This is a genomic window from Dolichospermum sp. UHCC 0315A, assembly GCF_008121535.1.
GTDB lineage: Bacteria > Cyanobacteriota > Cyanobacteriia > Cyanobacteriales > Nostocaceae > Dolichospermum > Dolichospermum lemmermannii.
The window spans coordinates 2547736-2571285 of record NZ_CP043056.1; the positions used below are offsets into that span (position 1 = coordinate 2547736).

Annotated in this window: 16 protein-coding genes, 1 tRNA gene and 2 pseudogenes; 11 read left to right on the top strand and 8 right to left on the bottom strand. The window is 39.1% G+C overall.

The genetic code is table 11. The features are described from left to right. Positions 1–10 precede the first annotated feature (10 nt). Both BMF77_RS12330 and BMF77_RS12335 read left to right on the top strand, forming a co-directional pair. Complete coding sequence (locus BMF77_RS12330) at positions 11–865, top strand: CPBP family intramembrane glutamic endopeptidase (RefSeq protein WP_148763136.1); 855 nt, start codon at positions 11–13, stop codon at positions 863–865. A 366-nt stretch (positions 866–1231) separates the two neighbouring features. Further along, the gene (locus BMF77_RS12335; RefSeq protein ID WP_148763138.1) at positions 1232–3037 is read left to right on the top strand and encodes a bifunctional serine/threonine-protein kinase/formylglycine-generating enzyme family protein; all 1806 of its coding nucleotides are present in this window, start codon (positions 1232–1234) and stop codon (positions 3035–3037) included. Positions 3038–3117: 80 nt separating this feature from the next. Here the strand turns inward: BMF77_RS12335 and BMF77_RS12340 are convergent, their stop codons facing one another. From BMF77_RS12340 to BMF77_RS12350, 3 genes are all read right to left on the bottom strand, one after another. Next, complete coding sequence (locus BMF77_RS12340) at positions 3118–3327, bottom strand: hypothetical protein (RefSeq protein WP_148763140.1); 210 nt, start codon at positions 3325–3327, stop codon at positions 3118–3120. Between the two features lie 3 nt (positions 3328–3330). Beyond that, entirely contained in the window at positions 3331–3558 is a 228-nt protein-coding gene (locus BMF77_RS12345; RefSeq protein WP_246863135.1) for a hypothetical protein, read from the bottom strand. Positions 3559–3686: 128 nt separating this feature from the next. Continuing rightward, positions 3687–4064 carry a hypothetical protein gene (locus tag BMF77_RS12350; RefSeq protein ID WP_148763142.1) on the bottom strand — a complete coding sequence of 126 codons (378 nt, stop codon included), beginning with the start codon at positions 4062–4064 and terminating at the stop codon, positions 3687–3689. 189 nt (positions 4065–4253) lie between these two features. Here BMF77_RS12350 and BMF77_RS12355 point away from each other — a divergent pair. Continuing rightward, positions 4254–5311 (top strand): ISKra4 family transposase gene (locus BMF77_RS12355; RefSeq protein ID WP_148761479.1). Its coding sequence is split into 2 segments (ribosomal slippage): positions 4254–4407 and positions 4407–5311, totalling 1059 coding nucleotides; the frame shifts between segments, so codons are not numbered across the junction. A 32-nt stretch (positions 5312–5343) separates the two neighbouring features. Here the strand turns inward: BMF77_RS12355 and BMF77_RS12360 are convergent. The 4 genes and pseudogenes from BMF77_RS12360 to acsF all read right to left on the bottom strand — a co-directional run. Continuing rightward, a pseudogene (locus BMF77_RS12360) lies at positions 5344–5520 on the bottom strand (CRISPR-associated protein); the annotation flags it as partial. Between the two features lie 23 nt (positions 5521–5543). After that, entirely contained in the window at positions 5544–6170 is a 627-nt protein-coding gene (locus BMF77_RS12365; RefSeq protein ID WP_148763144.1) for a hypothetical protein, read from the bottom strand. An 11-nt stretch (positions 6171–6181) separates the two neighbouring features. Further along, positions 6182–6343: a hypothetical protein gene (locus BMF77_RS12370; protein ID WP_210422343.1), complete on the bottom strand. Its 162-nt coding sequence runs from the start codon at positions 6341–6343 to the stop codon at positions 6182–6184. A gap of 260 nt (positions 6344–6603) precedes the next feature. Continuing rightward, complete coding sequence (acsF, locus tag BMF77_RS12375; protein WP_148763146.1) at positions 6604–7680, bottom strand: magnesium-protoporphyrin IX monomethyl ester (oxidative) cyclase; 1077 nt, start codon at positions 7678–7680, stop codon at positions 6604–6606. A gap of 508 nt (positions 7681–8188) precedes the next feature. Here acsF and BMF77_RS12380 point away from each other — a divergent pair. The 8 genes and pseudogenes from BMF77_RS12380 to ftsH2 form a co-directional block, all read left to right on the top strand. Further along, positions 8189–8326, top strand: a pseudogene (locus BMF77_RS12380) (metal-dependent phosphohydrolase); the annotation flags it as partial. A gap of 198 nt (positions 8327–8524) precedes the next feature. Beyond that, positions 8525–9985, top strand: a complete 1461-nt coding sequence (locus BMF77_RS12385) for a TM0106 family RecB-like putative nuclease (protein ID WP_148763148.1) — start codon at positions 8525–8527, stop codon at positions 9983–9985. A 22-nt stretch (positions 9986–10007) separates the two neighbouring features. After that, positions 10008–11189 (top strand): esterase-like activity of phytase family protein, encoded by a 1182-nt coding sequence (locus tag BMF77_RS12390; RefSeq protein ID WP_148763150.1) that lies wholly within the window; start codon positions 10008–10010, stop codon positions 11187–11189. A 340-nt stretch (positions 11190–11529) separates the two neighbouring features. Then, a complete protein-coding gene (locus BMF77_RS12395) occupies positions 11530–12645 on the top strand; it encodes an RRXRR domain-containing protein (protein WP_148763152.1) in 1116 nt (371 codons plus the stop codon). 127 nt (positions 12646–12772) lie between these two features. Then, a tRNA-Asp gene (locus BMF77_RS12400) sits at positions 12773–12846 on the top strand. A 98-nt stretch (positions 12847–12944) separates the two neighbouring features. Beyond that, positions 12945–14387: a glutamate--tRNA ligase gene (gene gltX / locus BMF77_RS12405; RefSeq protein ID WP_148763154.1), complete on the top strand. Its 1443-nt coding sequence runs from the start codon at positions 12945–12947 to the stop codon at positions 14385–14387. Positions 14388–15986: 1599 nt separating this feature from the next. Further along, positions 15987–16469: a hypothetical protein gene (locus BMF77_RS12410; protein ID WP_210422344.1), complete on the top strand. Its 483-nt coding sequence runs from the start codon at positions 15987–15989 to the stop codon at positions 16467–16469. A 507-nt stretch (positions 16470–16976) separates the two neighbouring features. Further along, entirely contained in the window at positions 16977–18863 is a 1887-nt protein-coding gene (ftsH2, locus tag BMF77_RS12415) for an ATP-dependent zinc metalloprotease FtsH2 (protein ID WP_148763156.1), read from the top strand. A 595-nt stretch (positions 18864–19458) separates the two neighbouring features. Here ftsH2 and BMF77_RS27900 read toward each other — a convergent pair. Then, positions 19459–23013, bottom strand: a complete 3555-nt coding sequence (locus tag BMF77_RS27900; protein ID WP_246863136.1) for a DUF4347 domain-containing protein — start codon at positions 23011–23013, stop codon at positions 19459–19461. Positions 23014–23550: the final 537 nt, after the last annotated feature.

Consider the following 23550-nt stretch of genomic DNA (forward strand, 5'->3'; position numbering starts at 1 on the left):
GACTAACTTTATGAAAATTAATCTCACTCAACTTACCCAATATCCGGTTCCTGTGAGGCTGGTTTGTTTTATACTGGCCTTACTATTTTTATGGCTACCCCTAGCTGTACCAATTTATTTGCTAGTTGAAGATACTAATTTAGAAAGTATTTTGACGTTGGTGATATTATATGTAGAGTTTATTTTTCTGCTGAATATTTGGGGTAAGCAAGTTTATCAACAACCAAAAATATTCAGCCATTATGGTTTAGAATTTACACGCCTGAATGGGGTGAATGTGTTGCAGGGGTTGGCTATTGGACTAACTACTGTTTTAGTTTTATTTGGTTTGGAAGGTGTACTAGGTTGGTTGGTATGGCAACAACCACAAGTATTTTTAGGGAGAATAATTTTAGAAGGTTTATTAGTTAGTTTGGGTGTGGGTTTTGCAGAGGAATTATTATTTCGGGGTTGGTTATTGGATGAGTTACAACGAGATTATAAATTAAATATCGCTCTCTGGATAGATGCAATTTTATTTGCTGTATCCCATTTTATTAAACCTTTGGAGGCAATTATTCACACTTTACCCCAGTTTCCGGCTTTGGTGCTGTTGGGGTTAACGCAGGTATGGGGAAAACGTTGGAAACGGGGGCGTTTGGGTTTACCTATTGGTTTACATGGTGGGTTGGTTTGGGGTTATTATATCATTAATGTGGGGCAATTAACCCAATATTCGGGTCAAGTTCCTGATTGGGTGACTGGTGTGAATAATAATCCTTTACAGGGAGTTATGGGGGTATTATTTATGGGTGGGTTGGCTTGGTGGATAGGTAGTAAACAGCAGGTGACAGGGAAGAGTATAGAATTTGAACATAAAACCTGATTCAGAAAAAACTATGCGGTTCAAAGTAAACGCAGTTTAATTCAATATCACTAAAATCATCATTAAGACTTGACAAAGCTCAAAGCTTGAGTTATCCTTATGTTATGAGTGGAAAAGTGTGCGCCCATATATATAGACTTTTCAATCACCAATATAATTATTTTCCTCTTTATCCTATAAATCCTCAAATCCTGGATATCCTGATTCTGACAATTTAGGCTTGACAAAGCTCAAAGCTTGAGTTATCCTTATGTTATAGGTGGAAAAGTGTGCGCCCATATATAGACTTTTCCAAGACCAATATAATTATTTTCCTCTTTATCCTGAAAATCCTCAAATCCTGATTCAGACAATTTAAATTTTATTATGGCTTATTTTACCCCAGGGCAACTACTCAAAAAAGGACAATACGAAATTATTGATACTCTTGGACAGGGAGGATTTGGTATTACCTATTTAGCGCAAGATCATAAACGCAAAAAGGAAGTAGCTATCAAAAGTCTCAATGTCTCCTTTTTGAAACAACGCTATCGAGATAAATATGGGAATACAGATAGTTTTGGAGAATTTCTAGCCCAAGAACAGGACAAGTTTAACACCGAAGCGATGGTGTTAGCTACCTTTGATCATCCTCACATTGTCAAAGTGTATCCTGAACTGTTTCAAGAAAATGGTTTATCTTGTATGGTGATGGAATATGTCAAAGGCAAAAATTTAGAACAATATTTATACGCGAATGGTGTTTTTAGTGAAAGTGCGGGTTTAGAAATTATTAAAGGAATTGGAGAGGCTTTAAGTTATATTCATGGTCGTAATTATCTGCACCGAGATATTAAACCTGCGAATATTTTACTGCGAGAATCTGACAATAAAGCCATATTAATTGATTTTGGTTTAGCCAGAGAAGTCAACTTTGCCGAATTGATGAGTTTAACAAATGCCAAAACTCCGGTTTTTGCACCACCAGAACAATTTGAAAATAGAAGTAATTTCACTCCAGCTTTAGATATTTATGCTTTAGCAGCCACATTATATGTAATTATCGCCGTTCATGAACCTCCTTTCATTCCTCTGCCTAGTCCTTATCTGAATGCTAAGATAATGCTAGATATGAAAATGGCGATTGAACCACCGCAAAAATACAATTCTCAAATTAGTCAAAAGGTAAATGATGCTATTCTCAAGGGAATGGAATTAGATTATCAAAACCGTCCTCAGTCTATTACAGAATGGTTTAAATTTTTAGGTATTCAAACAGAAAAACCTAACCCCCCTAACCCCCCTTCCCTACAAGAGAAGGGGGATATTAAAGCCTCTCTTCTTGTAGGAGAGAGGTTGGGAGAGAGGTTTTTAACTAACCTGAAAACTTTCACTTTTGAAGTTGTCACAACCAACGCGAAAGGAAGCATTATCAACAAACGCAACCACTCAGCAAATTACTTTGTCGAAGATTTGGGAAATGGGGTGAAGTTGGAAATGGTGGAAATACCCGCAGGAACATTTTACATGGGTTCACCGGAAAATGAAGAGGGAAGATATGATAGTGAAAGTCCCCAACATCAAGTTACTGTTCCCAGCTTTTTTGTCGGTAAATATCCTTTGACTCAAGCACAATATCAAGCTATCATGAGAAATAACCCTGCTCATTTCAAAGGTAATAATCGCCCTGTTGAAAAAGTGAGTTGGAATGATGCAGTGGCATTTTGTCAAAAGTTAAGCCAAAAAACAGGTAAAAACTATAAGTTGCCCAGTGAGGCACAATGGGAGTATGCTTGTAGGGCGGGAACAACGACACCTTTTTATTTTGGTGAAAGTATTACTCCAGATTTGGTAAACTATGATGGCAGGTATCCCTACGCTGCTGCACCAAAAGGACAATATCGAGGACAAACCACAGATATAGGAACTTTTCCCCCTAACGCTTTTGGTTTGTATGATATGCACGGTAATGTGATGGAATGGTGCGAAGATGATTGGCATGAAAATTATATAAATGCGCCTATAAATGGTAGTGCTTTGATTAGTCTAAGCAATCTGAATCTGCTGCGCGGTGGTTCGTGGGGCAGCAATCCTGGAAATTGCCGTTCTGCTTGTCGCAACGACTACATTCTCGACTACAGCAACGGCGCTATTGGTTTTCGGGTTGTATGTAGTGGTGCGGCGAGGACTTAGTTGCCCTTTATACTCTTGCTCTTTTGCCCTCTGCTCTTTTTTCTTTTTTCTCGTTCCCATACTCTGTATGGGAACGAATTCTAGAAGGCTCTGCCTTCAATAACAGCAGAGGCAGAGCCTCTGTGATAGCATTCCCAGTCAGAGACTGGGAACGAGATACCATCATTTTGATCAATAACTGTCCGTAAATATGCAACAGCTTTACTGACTTCGTTAGCATCTGTATGTTCTTGGACTAAAGTTTGGGCGATCGCATGAGCAATTTCCCACTGTTTATCTGTTAAACTCATAATTTAGTACATTTCTGATGGTGCTTGTCTATCACTGGGATAACGTAAAATAGCTGCAAGTTGTTCTAATTGTTCTTTTTGAATCAACCCTGAATGTGCAGCCTGAATTTGTTTTTGGATAAATTGCTGTAATTTATCTCCTATTAAATCATCGTTTTCACTCACTTGATAGGATGAATAACGCTGTTTTAAATTCTGTGGTTGATTGATTTTATCAATATTTACCGTCATTGTTCCCATACCAATCGGTTTACCACCACCAACTTTTAAAGCAATGGGATATTTTTTATCTTTTCAATAAATCTGCAACTGATAAAGGTTTTTCTTGATAACCGACGAAAGGCTTCAGATTCATGTTATTAGATTTCCTTTTTCCAAGATTCTACGGTTTGAGTAAATAAATCATGTACACCGTTTTTATCATCACCTAACCAAGTTAGTTTAACACCAAAATTTAAATCCATAGATTCAGTAATAGCAGATTCACTATACTGTTTATCTGAATTAGGAAAATTGTATTTTTCAGCTTCTTTACTGTCTAAGGATTCTCCTACTCCTAATATAGAATTGACAGCCCAAGGTTCTTTTTTGTTACCAAAAATGTGAATATTTCCGTTTTTAAGTTCACAATCAGGATATTGAATAACTGCTTGATTTAACTTGACCTTAACAGTACCCAAACCGCGAGATTTAGCAAAACCTAAGCCAAACCAACCATCGTTTAAATCTCGTAACACTAAACCTATTAAACCTAACTGTGCAAGAGTAAAGTTTTTTCATCTCCTACTGTTCTGACAATCCGTTCAGCATGAGCGCGAATTGCACCTTTTAAAGGGAGCATCCCAATTATGCAGTAAGTATAAATGCTTAGAGACTTCAGAAAGAATAAAAGGCAAAATAGCCAAAAAGTGATGAAGAGAAAAAAAATGACCCCTGAAGAAACGCAGAAACTGAATGAACATATCAAAGGCATTTCAGAAATTCTCATCAATAATACAGCTATTGAAAATCTAAAAGACTTTGAAAGCATAGAATTGATTGTGCGAGAGCATATGCTAAACAACGTCAGTCCAGTGGTAGCCAGTTTTTTTTTGAAACAGCAACGGGAACAACTGTGGGAAGAACCAGGGTTGTAAATAGTATTATCGGAAAGGTAAAAATCACCTCTAAACAAGCCGGAGAACTGGGATTAGAGAAAAATAATCGGTTAAGTCCATATCTGGAGAAGTGCTGTTTAAGATTAGTAGCTAATGAATCTTTTGAACACGCTGAAGAAGATATAAAGATGACCACAGGGATGGAAGTCTCAGGGAGTAGTCAACATAGGTTGGTACAAAGATATGAATTTTCTGCTCCACAAGGAAAAGGAATCATAGAGGCATTGAGTGTAGACGGAGGAAATGTCAGGTTGAGAACACCGTTAGGGCAAGAAAGTATCTGGCAAAATTACAAAGCAGTCAGCTTGCATGGACAGATATGTGCTGCATTTTTTCGAGAAAATGACCAGTTATTATCTTGGACAAATTCCCAACCGTTAGGCAAGGTCATTACCTGCGTAGGGGATGGTCATGATGGGATCTGGAATTTGATAACGCAGATAGGGGATAGTTTTCAGCGAAGAGAAGTCCTTGATTGGTATCATTTGGTCGAAAATTTAAATAAAGTCGGGGGGTCAAACAAGCGCATCAGAAGAGTCGAAAGTTATTTATGGGATGGGGACATAGAAATGGCCTTAGCGGAGTTTAAAGGGTCTCAAAACAAGGCCGTGGTGAATTTCCAGAATTATGTCCAAAAGCATCGCCAGAGAATACCAGACTACGGTTTGTATCAAGATTTAGGAATTTGCATTGGTTCAGGGAGTGTGGAGTCGAAGATTAAGCAGATTGGAGCCAGGATAAAAATAACAGGAGCGCAATGGAAGGCAGAAAATGTTTCCCAGATTTTGAACTTGCGTTGTGCTTATCTCAATCAGGCTATTGCTTGAGTATTTATACTTATTACATTATTGGGATGCTCCCCTTTTAAACTGCTTCCTGGTAAATATATTGTCCGTCCACCAGCATGATAGGTTTCCACAAATTCCATATCTGGTTTTGTGGGGTCTGCTCCTTCTTTTCCTGATTTGATAAGAATTGGTCCATCAGGAATAATAGTTAAATCTATAGTACAGTGATTGACAAATTTTTTGTGCATAATATTAGGTTGGGAATATGAAGTTAAGCAGCAGCTAAAACTAAATTATTTAGCTGTAATTCAGATTGTTGGAATACAAAATTAACAACAGCAAATAATTTATCTAGTTCTTGAATTGTGTAATAAGTGCTATTTTTGGTAAATATTTCATTTTCTAATTTACCAAATTGCCATGTTGCACCATTAGAGACAATGCTAAAAATAATGATTTGATATTCGCCATTTAATCTTTGCGCTGCGATCATTTCAGCTAAACATTGCGCCCAACCTGTTTCAAAGTTGTCTTGTTTGGCTTCAACTAAGATAAAGTATGGTTTATCAAAAACGATTTTACCTAAAGGGGAACGTTTAGCTAAAATATATTCAGGAAATCCTGATAATTTTTCATCATAATTTAATGATTGATGACTCCATAAAACAAAGTGTTGACGGTAGGTTTTCCAAACTTCTTTGAGAACGGGATAAATGAGATTTTCACAGATAGCAAATTCTGAGTTATCAACAACAGCATCCCTCATCATTAATTCTAAATCTTCGCGGAAATAGTCGGGAATATTAAAAGCAATTTCGCTGATGAAATTAGCTTCTATATAGGTAACTTGAAATGCTTTGAGGACTTCACCGATGGTTTTGTAATTACTGAAAGCCATTTTTTACCTCTTTAAGATTGTGTTTGGGTTGCGGTTGTAGAATTATTGGGTATATTATCTCTCAAATGTTTGATGAATGCTTGAGTCCAAATATCTTTGAAATCTTTACCTTCTTGATAACTAGGTAATTTATCTCCTATTTTACTATTCGCGGTTCTAATTGGTTTCCACATATCTAATCCCCGCAAGGGGACTGAAACGCATATTTAATTCCTATAGATGATAAATACCACTTAAGTTTCCACATATCTAATCCCCGCAAGGGGACTGAAACGCATCTTTTTAACCCTTGCCAACTTTAACTAAATGGTTCGTTGAAATCTTTTGTCGAAGTGAGTGAACTTTTGGATCATTTTTTCGTTGGAACACTCTAACAAAAAAAGTGGTTCTGTCTCAGACAAAACCACCTCCTCAAGCAAAAATCAAACTCAAATTAACGAGCTTGTCCGTGAGCAGAAGCCGCATCAATAGGCTTCATCAGATATAATTGTAATAACTGCCAACCATGAGATAGATAGATTGGAAGTTTTTGGAAGAATTGCAGGAATTTAGGCGTATTAGAGCTAGAAATTGCTGCCAATTTTTCGTTATTCTGGACGCAAACATCTAAACGCTCATAAAATACTGGATTTTCAACATCCAACATAACAGGGAAGACTCTACCAGCGGTTTCATTGGTCTTCTTAATTACATGAATATCATAATCTCGCGCATTCAATCCCAAGGAAGCGTAGAAATCCTTGCGTTGAATATCATTGAGATACATAGTTGCAAATACTGACAACAGGAAGAAGCGACTCCAGAGTTTTGCTCTCCAGTCATTCAACATTTGTGGCTGCGCTCTCATAACCGCATCAAAGAAATCACCGTGACGGTTTTCATCCTGACACCAGTTCTCAAAAAAGTTGAAAATTGGATAAATTTGATCTTCAGGATGGGCTTCTAAATGACGATAAATGGTGATATAGCGCCAATAACCAATCTTTTCAGAAAGATAGGTAGCGTAGAAGATAAATTTGGGCTTAAAGAACGTATAACTACGACTCTTAGTCAAAAACCCTAAATCTAAAGAAAGATTAAAGTCTGACATAGCTTTGTTCAAGAACCCAGCGTGACGGGCTTCATCCCGTGACATCAGGTTAAAGCCTTCAGCTAAAAGGGGGCTTTTATCCTTTAAGCGACGGCCGAGTTCTTTGTATAACAAGAAGCCGGAAAACTCTGCTGTACAAGAACGTTCGAGAAATTCAACGAACAATTTGCGAGTTTCTCCGTCAATAGAGTCCCAAGATTGTTCAAACTGAGCATCCCGAACAAAGTGATGGCGGTTGTAGTCAATGCGGAATTCTGCAATAATAGCTTCTAATTCCTCTTCATTGACGGAAAGATCCATCCGCGCCATTTCATCGAAATCGGTTGTGTAAAACCTTGGTGTTAAAAGGGTTTCCTTGGCCGGGGACTTAATTCCAGAACGGATTTCGTCAAAGCCTGGTTTTCTGAGGGATTCTACCATGTTTTGATTTGCTCTTTTATCTTTCTTTTCTTGATGACACCAGAAAGCTGATTCTATGCTCTCACAAGGTGCAGGGAACAAAAATTATAATTTTGTATGAAATTCAGTGTAGCAATATCTAGCCCAAAAATCAGCAGATCAATGATTAATAGTTGCAAAAATCCACAAAAAACGATTTCCACTTGATTTAGGTCTGATGAGGATAATGGGTTTGATGCCGTCTTTGAGGAGCGAAACCTTAAATTAGCCAAAACCCAGGAAAATCATGTAAGCTGGGAAAATAACTGTTTGTCAGTTATGATTTCGCTTTCCTACAGTGCCAGCTAAAAAACCTGAATATATTAAACATATAGTTTGCAATACCTTGTCCAAATTAGAAAAAGCCTTGATTTGTAGGTTGGGTTGAAGCATGAAACCCAACAAATGCCTTGGGTTGCGCTGTCGCTTAACCCAACCTACAAGAAATGGACAAGGTATTGAGTTTGAAAACCTCGTATGTTCAATACCAACGAATTATCAAGCCATTATTGCTGGGGCTGGTAATATAGTCTTGGAAAATATCGCCAACAGTGATGTTTTATACTATAATGTTGAACATTCTGTACTGGTTACTCTGGTGGGACATAATGTTTTTGTTATTGAACATGAAAAATCACAATCAGGATTACAGTATTTGGCTGCACAATGCAATTCTTAACTGTTCAGGGAACAGGGAACAGGGAACAGGTAATAGAAAAACTTTTTTCATTCTTCTTTTTTCATTCTCCTTTCTGACTCCTGACTCGGTGACTCCTTGCTCCTTACCATTGTCCTGTAATTTCTGAATTATTGTTAGCTTAAAAGGATGTTAATTAATGCTCAACTTTTACTACAATTTCAACGCTGTCAGCGGCGACCTTTTTTAGATGTTCACGGTGATTATCTTCAGCGAGAGATTCCCAATGAGTTAGTGCTGAAGGTACAACAGGACAAAATTGCTCATCATCAGCGAATAGTCAAAAAGTTAAGTTACTATGAACCTGATTATCTGTCACGGGATTGGGAAGCAGGAGCAGCATCAACTCTAGAACTGATGCAGCAAGGGGTGAGTTATATTCGTCGTGGTGTAATATTAACTACCTACCGTGAAAAATATACTTTGCTGAGTCGCCCAGATTTACTGGTCAAACAGCCGGGAAAATCTCGGTTTGGGAATTGGAACTATGTCCCAGTTAATATTGAATTGGGTAAACGTCCCAAGCAAGAATATCAAGTAGTTATTGCTTTTCACGCCCAAGTTTTAGCCACGGTTCAGGATGTGATTCTCAGTAAAGCCGGGCTGATATTGCGGGATAAAGATAAAACTTATGTGGTGGATTTAGATAAATGGACACCACAAATGTTGGATATTTTAGGGGAATATATTCAAGTTATTGAGTCGGTGGAAGCACCAGAAATTTTTATTTCTCGGCAAAAATGTAGTCTTTGTCCTTGGTATAATTATTGTCATACCAAAGCGAGATATCAAGAACACCTTTCTCTGTTACCAGGTGTAACACCGATTCGCTATACTCAACTGCAAAATCTAGCTATTACTACTTTAGAAGCACTGGCACAGACCCATCCTAGCACTTTAGAAAACTTGACAGGATTTGATAGTAATGTAGCTGCTAAATTAGTTATTCAAGCCCAATCTGTATTCACCAAGCAACCCTTAATTCTTGCAGATTCCTTTTCTTTAGAATATCTAACTTTTACAGCCCCCATTGAACTTTATTTTGATATTGAAGCCCAACCAGATTTAAATTTAAATTATCTTTTAGGTGTTTTAGTTGTGGATAGAGTCGCTAATACCGAACAATTTTATGCTTTTTTAGCGGAACAACCCGAACAAGAACCACTAATTTGGCAACAATTTCTGAATTTAGTTAATCAATATCCTCAAGCCCCAATTTATCATTTTTGTGCTTATGAAGTAGATACAGTCAAACGCCTTGGTAAATTGTATCGCACACCTTATGCCCAAATTCATCCCATCCTGAATCGGTTTATTGATATCTATGAACAATTAATTCAAAGTGTGGCTTTACCAATAGATAGTTATGCCTTAAAAACTATTGCTCGTTGGCTAGGATTTGAATGGCGTGAACAACAAGCCAATGGCGCTAAATGTATTTACTGGTATGATAAGTGGTTAGAAACAGGCGATCGCACCTTATTAGCAATCATTCAAGACTACAACGAAGATGACTGTCGCGCCACCCGTACCGTCAAAGATTGGCTAGTTAGCTTTTTTGAGGCTGAATCGGGTAATATTACCTTATAAAAAATTTTACTCCAGTTATTCTATGCCACGTCTCCCAAAACCTCGGAAACTATCCCTAATTCTCATCTTTATAATTCCACTAATTCTGATTGGTTTTCTGTTTAATAATTTCGCTTCTGCCTCTTCAATAATCAAAAGTATAGAATTTATTGGCCAAGCTACATTACCCACAGGTTTAATTTTCCAAAAAACCGAAATTGGTGGGTTATCGGGAATAACTTATGATGTCAGAAATAACCTATATTATGCAATATCAGATGACAGAGGGCAAAAAGCAACACCTCGTTTTTATACTTTCACAATTGACCTCAGCAAAGGTAAATTAACCAACAACGATGTTATTCCCGTAGGTGTCACAAACTTATTAAATACCAGCAATCAACCATTCCCTCCCAATACCACTGATACAGAAGGAATTGCTATCACCAATCAAGATACCATATTTGTTTCCTCTGAAGGTGATGTAGACAAACTTATCAATCCCTTTATTAAAGAATTTGCGCTGGCTTCTGGAAAAACAATTAGTACCCTACCCATACCAGATAAATTTTTGCCAGATTCCCAAAAGCAAAAAGGCATCCGTAACAACTTAGCCTTTGAAAGTCTCACCATTACACCTAATCAAAAATTCTTATTTACAGCCACCGAAAACGCCTTAATTCAAGATGGACCAGCGGCTAAATCCGGTGTTGGTACTTCCTCTCGAATTTTAGAATATAACCTCTTAACCAAGCAGCCAGAACGGGAATTTCTCTATCAAACAGAACCAGTTACACCTTTGTTTAATCCTACTGGTAAATTTGCCAGTGGCTTACCAGATTTACTAGCACTCAATAATCAAGGAAACTTTCTCAGTATAGAAAGAAGTTTCACCGGTTTGGGATTTACAGTTTTTCTATTTGAGATTTCCTTAGAAAACGCCACAGACATTCATAATTTTGACAGCATTGCCAAAATTGACCCTGATAAAATCAAGCCAGTAGAGAAAAAACTCCTGTTAGATCTACGAACTTTAGATGTATCATTAGATAATATTGAGGGATTGACCTTGGGTGCAAAATTACCCGACGGACAACCATCACTAATTTTAATCAGCGACAATAATTTTAATGGACTACAACAAACCCAAATTTTAGCCTTTAAGCTGAAAATAGAATCTCCATTGACTAGATTATTACGCCGCTTAAAAATACCTAACTTTTGAAAATAATGGTTCTAAGTAAGTAGACGAAAATAAATCAAAGTAGATTAAGTAATGTAAAAAATCTGGAGATGATTTCGTAGTAAGGGCTTCAGCCCTCAAATGAGGAATAAATTCCTCTCTTTCTCCGTCAATAACTCAGCCCTAAAGGGACTGAGCTTGTAAGAAATCAAGACTTACGTGTTTGACTAGCTCATTGAGACGTAATTTGGTACGAACTTCCAGATACTTCCCTAGTCTGGATTATCTTCAAGCTATCTTGTAATAGCGTTGGTTAAAGCCAAGACATCTTGATTGCGTTGAGCGAAGGGACATTAAACTTTACTCGAAGGATTATCTCTTTATGCGAGTACCCGTAATTTCAGTAGACAATACGCCATTAATGCCAACTAAACCAAGTCGAGCAAGACAATGGATCAAAGATGGTAAAGCAATCGGCAAATTCGACAAACTTGGCATTTTCTATGTCCAGTTATTAGCCGAACCAAGTAATACCGAAACGCAAGAAATAGTTATTGGTTTAGATCCTGGTAAACTTTTTTCAGGTATAGCGGTTCAATCCAAAAAGTTCACCTTGCAGATGCTACATTTAGTTTTGCCATTCAAAACAGTCAAAGACCGGATGGAGCAACGATCAATGATGCGACGTAATAGGCGCGGAAGGCGAATCAATAGGAAACTGTCTTTCAATGTCCGTAATCATCGCCAAGCAAGACTTGATAATCGTCGTGGCTCAAAATTGCCTCCAAGTATTAGGGCAAACAAAGATTTAGAATATAGAGTAATTAGTTTACTCCTCCAACTTTATCCAATTAAAACTATTGTTATTGAAGAGGTTGAAGCACGCGGTAATAAAGGCTTTAGTCCCGTTATGGTTGGTCAAAGATACCAAATTAGCCGACTATCAAAACTTACAAATGTCGTTTTGAAGAAGGGCTGGGAAACATCAAACCTTCGTAAGCATCTGGGATTGCATAAAGAAAAATCCGATAAATCTTTGCAAATACCAGAAACGCACGCTGTTGATGCAGTAACGTTAGCTTGCTCTGAATTTGTTAAATACCAGACATGGGAAGGAGCTAAAAATCATGGTGCATCTTGGGTAGGAGGCGTAGATGTCACTGAATCCCAATTCACTATTGTGCGTCGCCCACCAATTAGCCGGAGGCAATTACATTTAATGACCTTTAGTAAAGGTGGTAATCGTCGGAAATATGGTGGATCTACAACTCGTCATGGATTTAGAAAAGGTGACTTTGTGGAAGCAAGTCAGGGCAATAAAACATTCTTTGGTTGGGTTAGTGGAGATACTGAAAAACAAGTCTCTGTCAGTGACGCTAATTGGAAAAGACTAGGACAATGCACTGTTAAAAAAGTTAAGTTGATACGAAGATCAACAGGTCTAATTACCACTGCGGTTAAAACCGCCCGTGTCGCTTCCCTCTCAGCACTAAAGTGACTGAGTTTCCCACTTACCGCGAGGTCTTATGAGCAAATTCCCTGCAAAAATATTTTTTCTCAGACTACTTGACAAATAGAAAAAGACTAGGCATAATAGAGAGAGTGCAAGTTCAAACCGAACTCAAGGGACTGTAGTTCAATTGGTTAGAGCACCGCCCTGTCACGGCGGAAGTTGCGGGTTCGAGCCCCGTCAGTCCCGTTCTAAAATGCTGAATATTAAATAACGAGTTGATTAAAAATGCTCATACCTTTAATTTCAGTAGGTGTAATCATGATTTGTAAAAGAGAGAATCAACTGTGACCGTCAGAGTCCGTATAGCTCCGAGTCCTACCGGAAATCTACATATTGGTACAGCGAGAACTGCTGTATTTAATTATTTGTTTGCTCGTCACCATGATGGCAAGTTTATTTTAAGAATCGAAGATACAGATTTAGAGCGATCGCGTCCTGAATACACAGATAATATTCTAGCTGGACTCCGCTGGTTAGGATTGAATTGGGATGAAGGTCCATTTTTCCAATCTCAACGCCTCCATCTTTACAAAGAAGCGGTGCAAAAATTACTAGATCAAGGATTAGCTTACCGCTGCTACACCACATCTGAAGAATTAGACGCTTTGAGAGAAGGGCAAAAAGCCAGAGGAGAAGCACCCCGCTATGATAACCGTCACCGTCACCTCACCCCAGAACAAAGGGCTGAATTTGAAGCTCAAGGACGTTCTTCTGTAATTCGTTTCCAAATCGCCGATAGCCGAGAAATTGTCTGGAATGATTTAGTCCGGGGGAAAATGAGTTGGCGTGGTAGTGATTTGGGTGGTGATATGGTGATTGCTCGCGCAGCTAGTGATGGTACTGGTCAACCACTATATAATTTTGTGGTGGTTGTGGATGACATTGATATGCAAATTACTCATGTCATTCGTGGTGAAGACCATATCGCCAATACGGCTAAACAAATTTTGTTGTATGAAGCTTTGGGTGCGAAGATTCCCGAATTTGCTCATACACCCTTAATTTTAAATCAAGAAGGGCGCAAATTATCGAAGCGGGATGGAGTAACTTCCATTTGTGACTTTCAGGAAATGGGCTTTACTGCGGAAGGTTTAGTTAATTATATGACTTTGCTGGGATGGTCGCCAGCGGATTCTACTCAAGAAATATTCGATTTAGAATCAGCAGCTAAGGATTTTGGCTTTGAGCGGGTAAATAAAGCTGGTGCTAAGTTTGACTGGGATAAATTGGATTGGTTGAATAGCCAATATCTCCATAATATGCCAATTGAGCGACTCACAGATTTACTTATCCCTTATTGGGAAAAAGCGGGTTGTCAATTTACAGGTGGGAGAGAACGGCCTTGGTTAGAGCAGCTAGTGGGGTTAATTGCTGCTAGTTTGACTCGGTTGGTGGATGCTGTGGACATGACCAAAGTATTTTTTACTGATGGGGTAGAATTGACTGAAGAAGGCAGTCAACAACTACAGCAGGAGGGTGTTAAAACTGTACTGCAAGCAATTATTACAGCTTTAGAAAGTCAGCCAGAGTTGTCAGCAGATATTGCCCAAAGTATTATTAAGCAAGTTGTGAAATCGGAAAATGTGAAAAAAGGCTTAGTGATGCGATCGCTCAGAGCAGGGTTAACAGGGGATGTACATGGACCAGATTTGATTCAGTCTTGGTTACTGTTAAATCAGATTGGTTTAGATAAATCCCGCTTGAATCAAGCAATTAGCAATAATTAATTACCTCTAAGATACAAGGTTGGGTTGAGGTACGTTCACGAAGTGTGGCGTATCCCTGCGCTCGCCGGAGGCATCAGCCATAACCCAACATGAGCGTCGTGTTGCGCTGTTGCTTAACCCGACCTACAAAAAACCCAACTATAATATAATAATATGCTTTTAGTTTTATCCTAGATGCTATTTATCAGATATATTATTCATAATGGCTGTATGATAAGATTGAATTATATAAAATCAATAATACTTTTGATATTTATAACTTTTAGCAATTGCCTTTAGATTTTCTTAATAATTAATTGAGAATCTTTTTTATTTATCAACGAGGTTGCTATACTTTCAGCGATTTGCTATAATTTCAGAGAATTTCATAATTGGGCTACTATTGTCAATTTTGGATCTTTCAAAAGATGTTAGTCTCAAACCCTTTATTGACAGTAGTTTCAGAAATTAATTTCCCAGACTAATACAAAAATTTACAAATTAATAGCTATTCCCTCAACAATTTTAGCCATAAATTTGCTCAGAAATGATCTAATTTGAGCGATCGCAAAAATTCCCTATTGACAAATTGACAAAAAAGTGATATCCAACCTGTCAATGTTATTAATTTTAGTGATATTTAGGACTTACGCACGAGTCACGGAATAACGAACCACCCAGGCACAGAGAACGGAAATGAGGGTTTGAGGAATATTTTGCGTAAGTCCTGATATTACAGCGATTTCCAATCACATAAGGTACATCCTAGTAGTTTGTCAAGATAAAAATGATGGACTGTAGTGTGAGCGTCTCGCTCACGCGGGCAGGATGCTTGCACTACCTGTAGTGTAAGCGTCTCGCTCACGCGGGCAGGATGCTTGCACTACCTGTAGTGTGAGTGCCTCGCTCACGCGGGCAGGATGCCTGCACTACCTGTAGTGTGAGTGCCTCGCTCACGCGGGCAGGATGCCTGCACTACCTGTAGTGTGAGTGCCTCGCTCACGCGGGCAAGATGCCTGCACTACCTGTAGTGTGAGTGCCTCGCTCACGCGGGCAAGATGCCCGCACTACCTGTAGTGTGAGTGCCTCGCTCACGCGGGCAAGATGCCCGCACTACCAAAAACCCGTCAAAATAAATTTGACAGACCACTAGCCCCCCTACCCGCAAGCGATGAGGGGGTTGGGGGTGGGGTTCTTGTTCCAGGTTTGATGACAATTTGCTGTAAATCAACATGAATTACCTTAACTTCGATATATCCTAGGGGTTTAGCACTGCTAAACCCCTACATATCGCATCAATTACAGGATGGTTTAATGCTGATGTAGAGATTTTTCATGAAACGTCTCTACAACGTGGTTTGCCTAAGAGGATGTTTGAAAAGTTTTTAATGTATAAACCTGTCACCTCAATGATGGCAATAAGCACCTCTTTTTCAACGTGGCTTTCAGACTCTATCCCTTATGAAACAAGCTGTTTAGTCATCTTGTCACCCGTTAAGGCTGCACACTGAAATTATCTTCTCTGATTATGGGATCAATCATTCTGTGGACTTTTCTAAAGGAACTTGAGACTGTAAATTCATGTCTTTATAAGATATCTAGGAATCTTCTCTAATTGCAATGTCAAAAACAGCTTTTCCTACAGGAATCATAGTTGTACTCTGCGTTACAGCCGGGTTTAATCCAGTGGCTCATGCTCAAACAGCCTCGCCAATTTTTGGAGATGCGACTATTCAACATCCATTATCTTCAGATCCTTTGATATTGAGAGGAATGAGTGGTGGTGCAATACCGGGGAGCAAAATAGCAGGAAAAGCAGAAACACTACCAACAGGACCATGTAAAGGATTTATGGATGAAGCACCAGACCATACTGTGAAACTCACCAGTAAATTTGACTACCTGAAATTAGTAGTCCAAAGTCCTGCGGATACCACCATGATTGTTAAAGGACCCGGTGGAACTTGGTGCAATGATGATTTTGACGGCAAAAACCCCGGTATTGTTGGGGAATGGCTACCAGGTACTTATCAAATTTGGATTGGTTCTTACAAGGAAAATGAATCCCTACCTTATACATTGAAAATTACGGAAGGTAAGTAAATCATTCTTAAACTCTTACTCTCTGCGTCCTCTGCGCCTCTGCGTGAGAAAAAATCATACCTTCATTCACCAACGCCAAAAAGAGAATGATAATTTAATGGACAGGTAGGAATCGAACGATTAAGCCGTTTTGAACTCTTACCTTCGCTTCTTCGTTTCTTCGTGGTTCATACTCCATAACATCTGCGTTATATTGAGATTTGAAGCATGAATAATATAAATGAATTTGGTGATCCTGTGCAGTCCGGCATAAAATTAGTAATAGAGATAGCAAAATATAAATTAGCCCCAAATCCTTACTGGGTCTGATTTTGGGAATATTTAACTTTTAATTTTTAATTTTTAATTGGTATTAGTATGAGAATTAGGTTAAATTTAATTAAGATTCTAGACAAACTTCATGAATCTGCCATAAGCAAACCGACGTTTTATGGCTCAAATTACAAAATGGATTTATAAACATCCGTTACAAAAGCAGTCATATTAGTATCTAAAGGCAAATTAAAGATGAAATTCTCCTGGAGAGTCGTAGCACTTTGGTCAGTGCTGGCTTTGGTAATCGGCTTTTTCTTCTGGCAAGGGGCTTTTGCAGGCGCTCCTGCGGACACAGGCAAAAATGCCGCCAATACCCGTATGACCTATGGGCGCTTTTTGGAATACTTGGATGCAGACCGCGTTACCAATGTGGATCTATACGATGGTGGTAGAACCGCAATTATCGAAGCTAATGACCAAGACATCGAAAATCGCACCCAACGCTGGCGGGTAGATTTGCCCGTGAATGCTCCTGAATTAATTCAAAAGCTCAAAGAAAAGCAAGTCAGTTTTGATGCCCATCCTATCCGCAATGATGGGGCAATCTGGGGACTTTTGGGTAATTTAATTTTCCCAGTTTTATTGATTACTGGCTTGTTCTTTTTGTTCCGGCGCTCTAATAATCTTCCCGGTGGTCCTGGACAAGCGATGAATTTCGGCAAGTCCCGCGCTCGTTTCCAAATGGAAGCGAAAACAGGGGTGAAGTTTGACGATGTAGCGGGAATTGAAGAAGCTAAGGAAGAATTACAAGAAGTTGTCACTTTCCTCAAACAACCTGAGAAATTCACTGCTGTGGGCGCTCGCATTCCCAAGGGTGTACTATTGGTTGGACCTCCAGGAACTGGTAAAACTTTACTGGCAAAAGCCATTGCGGGTGAAGCTGGTGTACCTTTCTTCTCTATCTCCGGTTCGGAATTTGTGGAAATGTTTGTGGGTGTGGGTGCTTCCCGTGTCCGTGACTTGTTTAAAAAAGCCAAAGATAATGCTCCCTGTATCATCTTTATTGATGAAATTGACGCTGTAGGTCGTCAACGGGGTGCTGGTATTGGTGGTGGGAATGATGAACGGGAACAAACCCTCAACCAATTATTAACAGAAATGGATGGTTTTGAAGGCAATACTGGCATTATTATTATTGCTGCTACTAACCGTCCTGATGTCCTAGATGCCGCTTTATTACGTCCTGGTCGTTTTGATAGACAAGTAACTGTAGATGCACCGGATATTAAAGGCCGTTTGGAAGTATTACAAGTTCATGCTAGAAATAAGAAATTAGATGCTAGTGTATCTTTGGAAGCGATCGCTCGCCGGACTCCTGGATTTACCGGTGCAGATTTAGCTAACCTCCTCAACGAAGCCGCGATTCTCACAGCGAGAAGACGCAAGGAAGGCATCACTTTACTAGAAATTGATGATGCTGTTGATCGGGTAGTTGCTGGTATGGAAGGTACTCCCCTGGTGGATAGCAAGAGTAAGCGTCTGATTGCTTACCATGAAATCGGCCATGCTTTGGTCGGGACTTTACTCAAAGACCATGACCCGGTACAAAAGGTGACTCTGATTCCCAGAGGACAAGCCCAGGGTTTAACTTGGTTTATGCCTAATGAAGAACAAGGTTTAATTAGCCGTTCTCAGCTAAAGGCTAGAATTACAGGGGCTTTAGGTGGTCGGGCTGCTGAAGAGGTAATTTTTGGAGCAGCAGAAGTTACAACTGGTGCTGGTGGAGATTTACAGCAGTTATCAGGAATGGCTCGACAAATGGTAACACGGTTCGGAATGTCTGATTTAGGTCCTTTATCTCTGGAAAGCCAACAGGGTGAAGTGTTCCTGGGTCGTGACTGGACAACCCGTTCTGAGTATTCTGAAGCGATCGCTTGTCGCATTGATGCCCAAGTGAGAATGATTGTGGAAGAATGCTATAGCAACGCTAAGAATATCATGCGTGATCATCGTAGTCTCGCAGACCGTTTGGTTGATTTGTTGATTGAGAAAGAAACCATTAATGGTGACGAACTGCGGCAAATTGTGGCTGAGTACGCGGAAGTACCTGATAAGTCTCAGTTTGCACCTATGCTGTAAGGGTTGATTTTGCATCAATCATATCCCCGACTTCTTGAAGAAGTCGGGGATCTTGTCGTTTTATTATTGTTATTGCAAGATAGTTCTTCCTTATCAATTTTATGATAACATTTTTAAAATTCTTTGTCAATACCATAAATCTCTTTTTTTCGGTTGGCGTTTTTGCGCTTTTTGGCGAAACATGATGGGGTGATTATGTTAATGGGGAGGAAGCCAGGAAGCCAGGGAATAAATTCCCTGTCTTATAGCTAAAGTCGGTTAAAACCGACTAGTGGTCTGTCAATTTTCTATTTACAGCATATTTCGCTCTAATGAGGTATAAACTTGAATTATGAAACTCTTGTAGTGCGGGCATCTTGCCCGCTGGATATGTACCTCATAACACCGGAAAGTACTGTATGGATGAGGTTTAGAGTTAATAGCCTCTCTAATTTCCCTCAATCTCACAATTTTTAGCTTGACAGACCACTAGTACCGCAGGGCGGAAGTCAAAAGTCAAAAGTCAAAAGTCAAAACTAATATACAGTAGGCTTTTTGGCGATTGAATATGGTTGCTTTATTTACGCCGTGATGTACTAGGTAGATAAATTACCAACTAGTTAAATAGGAAGTTACTACCAAACAAATTAACATTCACATCAGCGTTATTCAAACCAGTTGTACTTGATAAAGTAATCAATAACTGTCCTGTGCCAAAACCAGTATTAGCAGCAATACCATCACCAATTCGGACTTCTGTATTTGCACCCAATGTAACCACATCAAGATTGGCAATACCTGTAAAATTCAGTTTATCGCCACCGTCACCACGCACAAATTGATAAACTGTGTCTGTACCATCACCAGAAGCATAGTTAACATTATCCACAGCATTATCATTTAAACCTAAATACAGGGTATCGTTACCTAAACCACCATTGAAGGTATCACTATTTGCACCACCGATGAGGATATCGTTACCACTAGTGCCTGTCAGAGTCAGACTAGAAGGATTACCGATTTTACCATCACTATTAGCATCTATGCCAAAAACAGTTTCCTTAGCCAAAGCATCAGCAGAACTTAATGCAAATTGTCCCTCAGAAGAAACCCAATTCCAGTTATTATCTAAATGCCAAATATGCAGATAGTTTACAGAAACGTTTTTCCAAAGAACTTGATTATCTCCATTAACGGTTTCTGCGGCTATAGTTTGCCATCCTGCGTAGATATTTTGGTAGATTTGTTGTCCACCGTTTTTAATGGCAATTGGGGTATTTGTTCCGGTTTGGGTAAAATATTTGTTTGTTGAATCTTTGACTAATTTGGTATTACCTGCTGATTCAATTGCAGTGTAAGGATTGCCAATGACACCATCACCATTAGCATCTATACCAAAGTTAGTTTCTTGGGTGAAAGCATCAGCAGAATTTAATCCCCAATTTCCTTCAGAAGAAACCCAATTCCAGTTATTATCTAAATGCCAAATATGCAGATAGTTTCCAGAAACGTTTTTCCAAAGAACTTGATTATCTCCATTAACGGTTTCTGCGGCTATAGTTTGCCATCCTGCGTAGATATTTTGGTAGATTTGTTGTCCACCGTTTTTAATGGCAATTGGGGTATTTGTTCCGATTTGGGTAAAGTATTTATTGGTGGAATCTTTGACTAATTTGGTATTACCTGCTGATTCAATTGAGGTGTAACCAATAACACCATCACCATTAGCATCTATGCTAAAGTTAGTTTCTTGAGTTAAAGCTTCCGCCGAATTCAATCCCCAATTTCCTTCAGAAGAAACCCAATTCCAGTTATTATCTAAATGCCAAATATGCAGATAGTTTCCAGAAACGTTTTTCCAAAGAACTTGATTATCTCCATTAACGGTTTCTGCGGCTATAGTTTGCCATCCTGCGTAGATATTTTGGTAGATTTGTTGTCCACCGTTTTTAATGGCAATTGGGGTATTTGTTCCGATTTGGGTAAAGTATTTGTTTGTTGAATCTTTGACTAATTTGGTATTACCTACTGCTTCAATTGCAGTGTAAGGATTGCCAATGACACCATCACCATTAGCATCTATACCAAAGTTAGTTTCTTGAGTTAAAGCTTCCGCCGAATTCAATCCCCAATTTCCTTCAGAAGAAACCCAATTCCAGTTATTATCTAAATGCCAAATATGCAGATAGTTTCCAGAAACGTTTTTCCAAAGAACTTGATTATCTCCATTAACGGTTTCTGCGGCTATAGTTTGCCATCCTGCGTAGATATCTTGGTAGATTTGTTGTCCACTATTTTTAATGGCAATTGGGGTATTTGTTCCGATTTGGGTAAAGTATTTGTTTGTTGAATCTTTGACTAATTTGGTATTACCTACTGCTTCAATTGCAGTGTAAGGATTGCCAATAACACCATCACCATTAGCATCTATACCAAAAACAGTTTCTTGGGTGAAAGCATCAGCAGAATTTAATCCCCAATTTCCCTCAGAAGAAACCCAATTCCAGTTAATATCTAAATTCCAGATATGCAGATAGTTTCCAGAAACGTTTTTCCACAGAACTTGGTTATCTCCATTAACGGTTTCTGCGGCTATAGTTTGCCATCCTGAACCGTAGATATCTTGGTAGATTTGTTGTCCACCATTTTTGATAGCGATTGGGGTGTTTGTTCCGATTTGGGTAAAGTATTTGTTTGTTGAATCTTTGACTAATTTAGTATTACCTACTGATTCAATTGCGGTGTATAGGTTAATAAATTCACTCACGTCAATAATCTTTAAGCCACCATTATCATCAGCCACATAAGCGTAGTTACCGACTACTTGCACATCAAGAGTATTGCCAGAAGTATCATAATTGCCCTTGAGGGTGGGGGTTGTGGGGTTGCTGATGTCTATGATTTGTAGTCCTGAAATAGAATCAGCAACATAAGCGTAGTTGCCTACTACTTGCAGACCCCCAGCATAGCCAGAAGTATCATAATTGCCCTTGAGGGTGGGGATAGTGGGGTTGCTGATGTCTATGATTTGTAGTCCTGAATACAGATCAGCTACATAAGCATAGTTACCCACTACTTGCACACCTTCAGCCCAGTCAGATGTATCATAATTGCCTTTGAGGGTGGGGGTAGAGGGGTTGCTAATATCAATGATTTGTAGTCCTGAATAACCATCAGCTACATAAGCGTAGTTACCCACTACTTGCACACCACTAGCGCTGCCAGATGTATCATAATTGCCTTTGAGGGTGGGGGTAGTGGGGTTGCTAATATCAATGATTTGTAGTCCTGAATAACCATTAGCTACATAAGCGTAGTTACCCACTACTTGCACACCATAAGCCCAGCCAGAAGTATAATAATTGCCCTTGAGGGTGGGGGTTGTGGGGTTGCTAATGTCTATTATTTGTAGTCCTGAATAACCATCAGCAACATAAGCATAGTTACCCACCACTTGCACACCCCAAGCATAGCCAGAAGTATCATAATTGCCCTTGAGGGTGGGGGTTGTGGGGTTGCTAATATCAATGATTTGTAGTCCTGAATCTCTATCAGCTACGTAAGCATAGTTACCGACTACTTGCACACCTCTAGCCTCGCCAGATGTATCATAATTGCCCACTAATGTGGGTGCAAATACTCCCTGGTAGCTGTTGAGGGTGTGTGCAATAATATCTGACAAATGTAGAGACGTTCCATGGAACGTCTCTGTAGCGGGAATATTAACCTCTAACTCCCAATTTCCCCCTAAAGCTGCATTTCCTGTTTTTGTGGCTGACGCGCTAATGGTTGCGTTGGTAATCTCATATAACTTTCTAATAAATTCTTCCCCAGCATCCCCCGCAGCGACGTTACAGCCATATAGTAAAATATTCTGACGTTGCCACTGTTGTAACTGTTGGGTGTAATTGTGAATATTGGTTAAGTTTAATTGACTATTGCCTAAATACAAGCATCCCGGTGAACCGTGGGAAAGGATATGAATGGTGGTGATGTGGGGATGTTGTTGTAAAATTTGGCTAATTTGCTCAATCCCGTCTTGATTTGGGGAAATAATAACTGATTTTACGCCCTCTACAATTCCTGTTTGTAGGGTGTGATAGTCGGAAACGGAGGCATCAATAAAAACAATAGTTGTCGCGGTTTGACGGAGAAAAGAGTTTTTTAACATATTTTTTTCCTTTTCACTTGGTAACTAAGCTTTCATACCCGCCCTGGAACTGAAGTTCCAGGCTAATAGCTAAAGTACGTTAAAACGTACTCTGATGACATCGAAATCAAAAATTATCCTATTTCTTAAACAAATACCGCTAAAATAGTCGGTTAAAACCGACTTGAGCTATTAGACAGGGAATTAATTCCCTGGCTCAAGTCTCTGATGACATCGAAATCAAAAATTATCCTATTTCTCGAATAAATACCGACAGAATAGTCTGTTTCAACCGACTTGAGCTATTAGACAGGGAATTAATTCCCTGGCTGGGAGGTACTTGACACTGTTGAGCAGTGGTAAACCTTTACAAATTCTTATCCAAACAGGTTAAATATGTATATGATGGTAAGATGTGTTATTTATAAACACAACCGTGATCTTTAAGTTATAAATAATCTTTTTGTGACATATACTTGGAGTCACACAAGTGACATATATGCAATTGAAAAGTTATACTCAACACGGCTTAATTATTTGATTCTCCCGGTAGGGGTT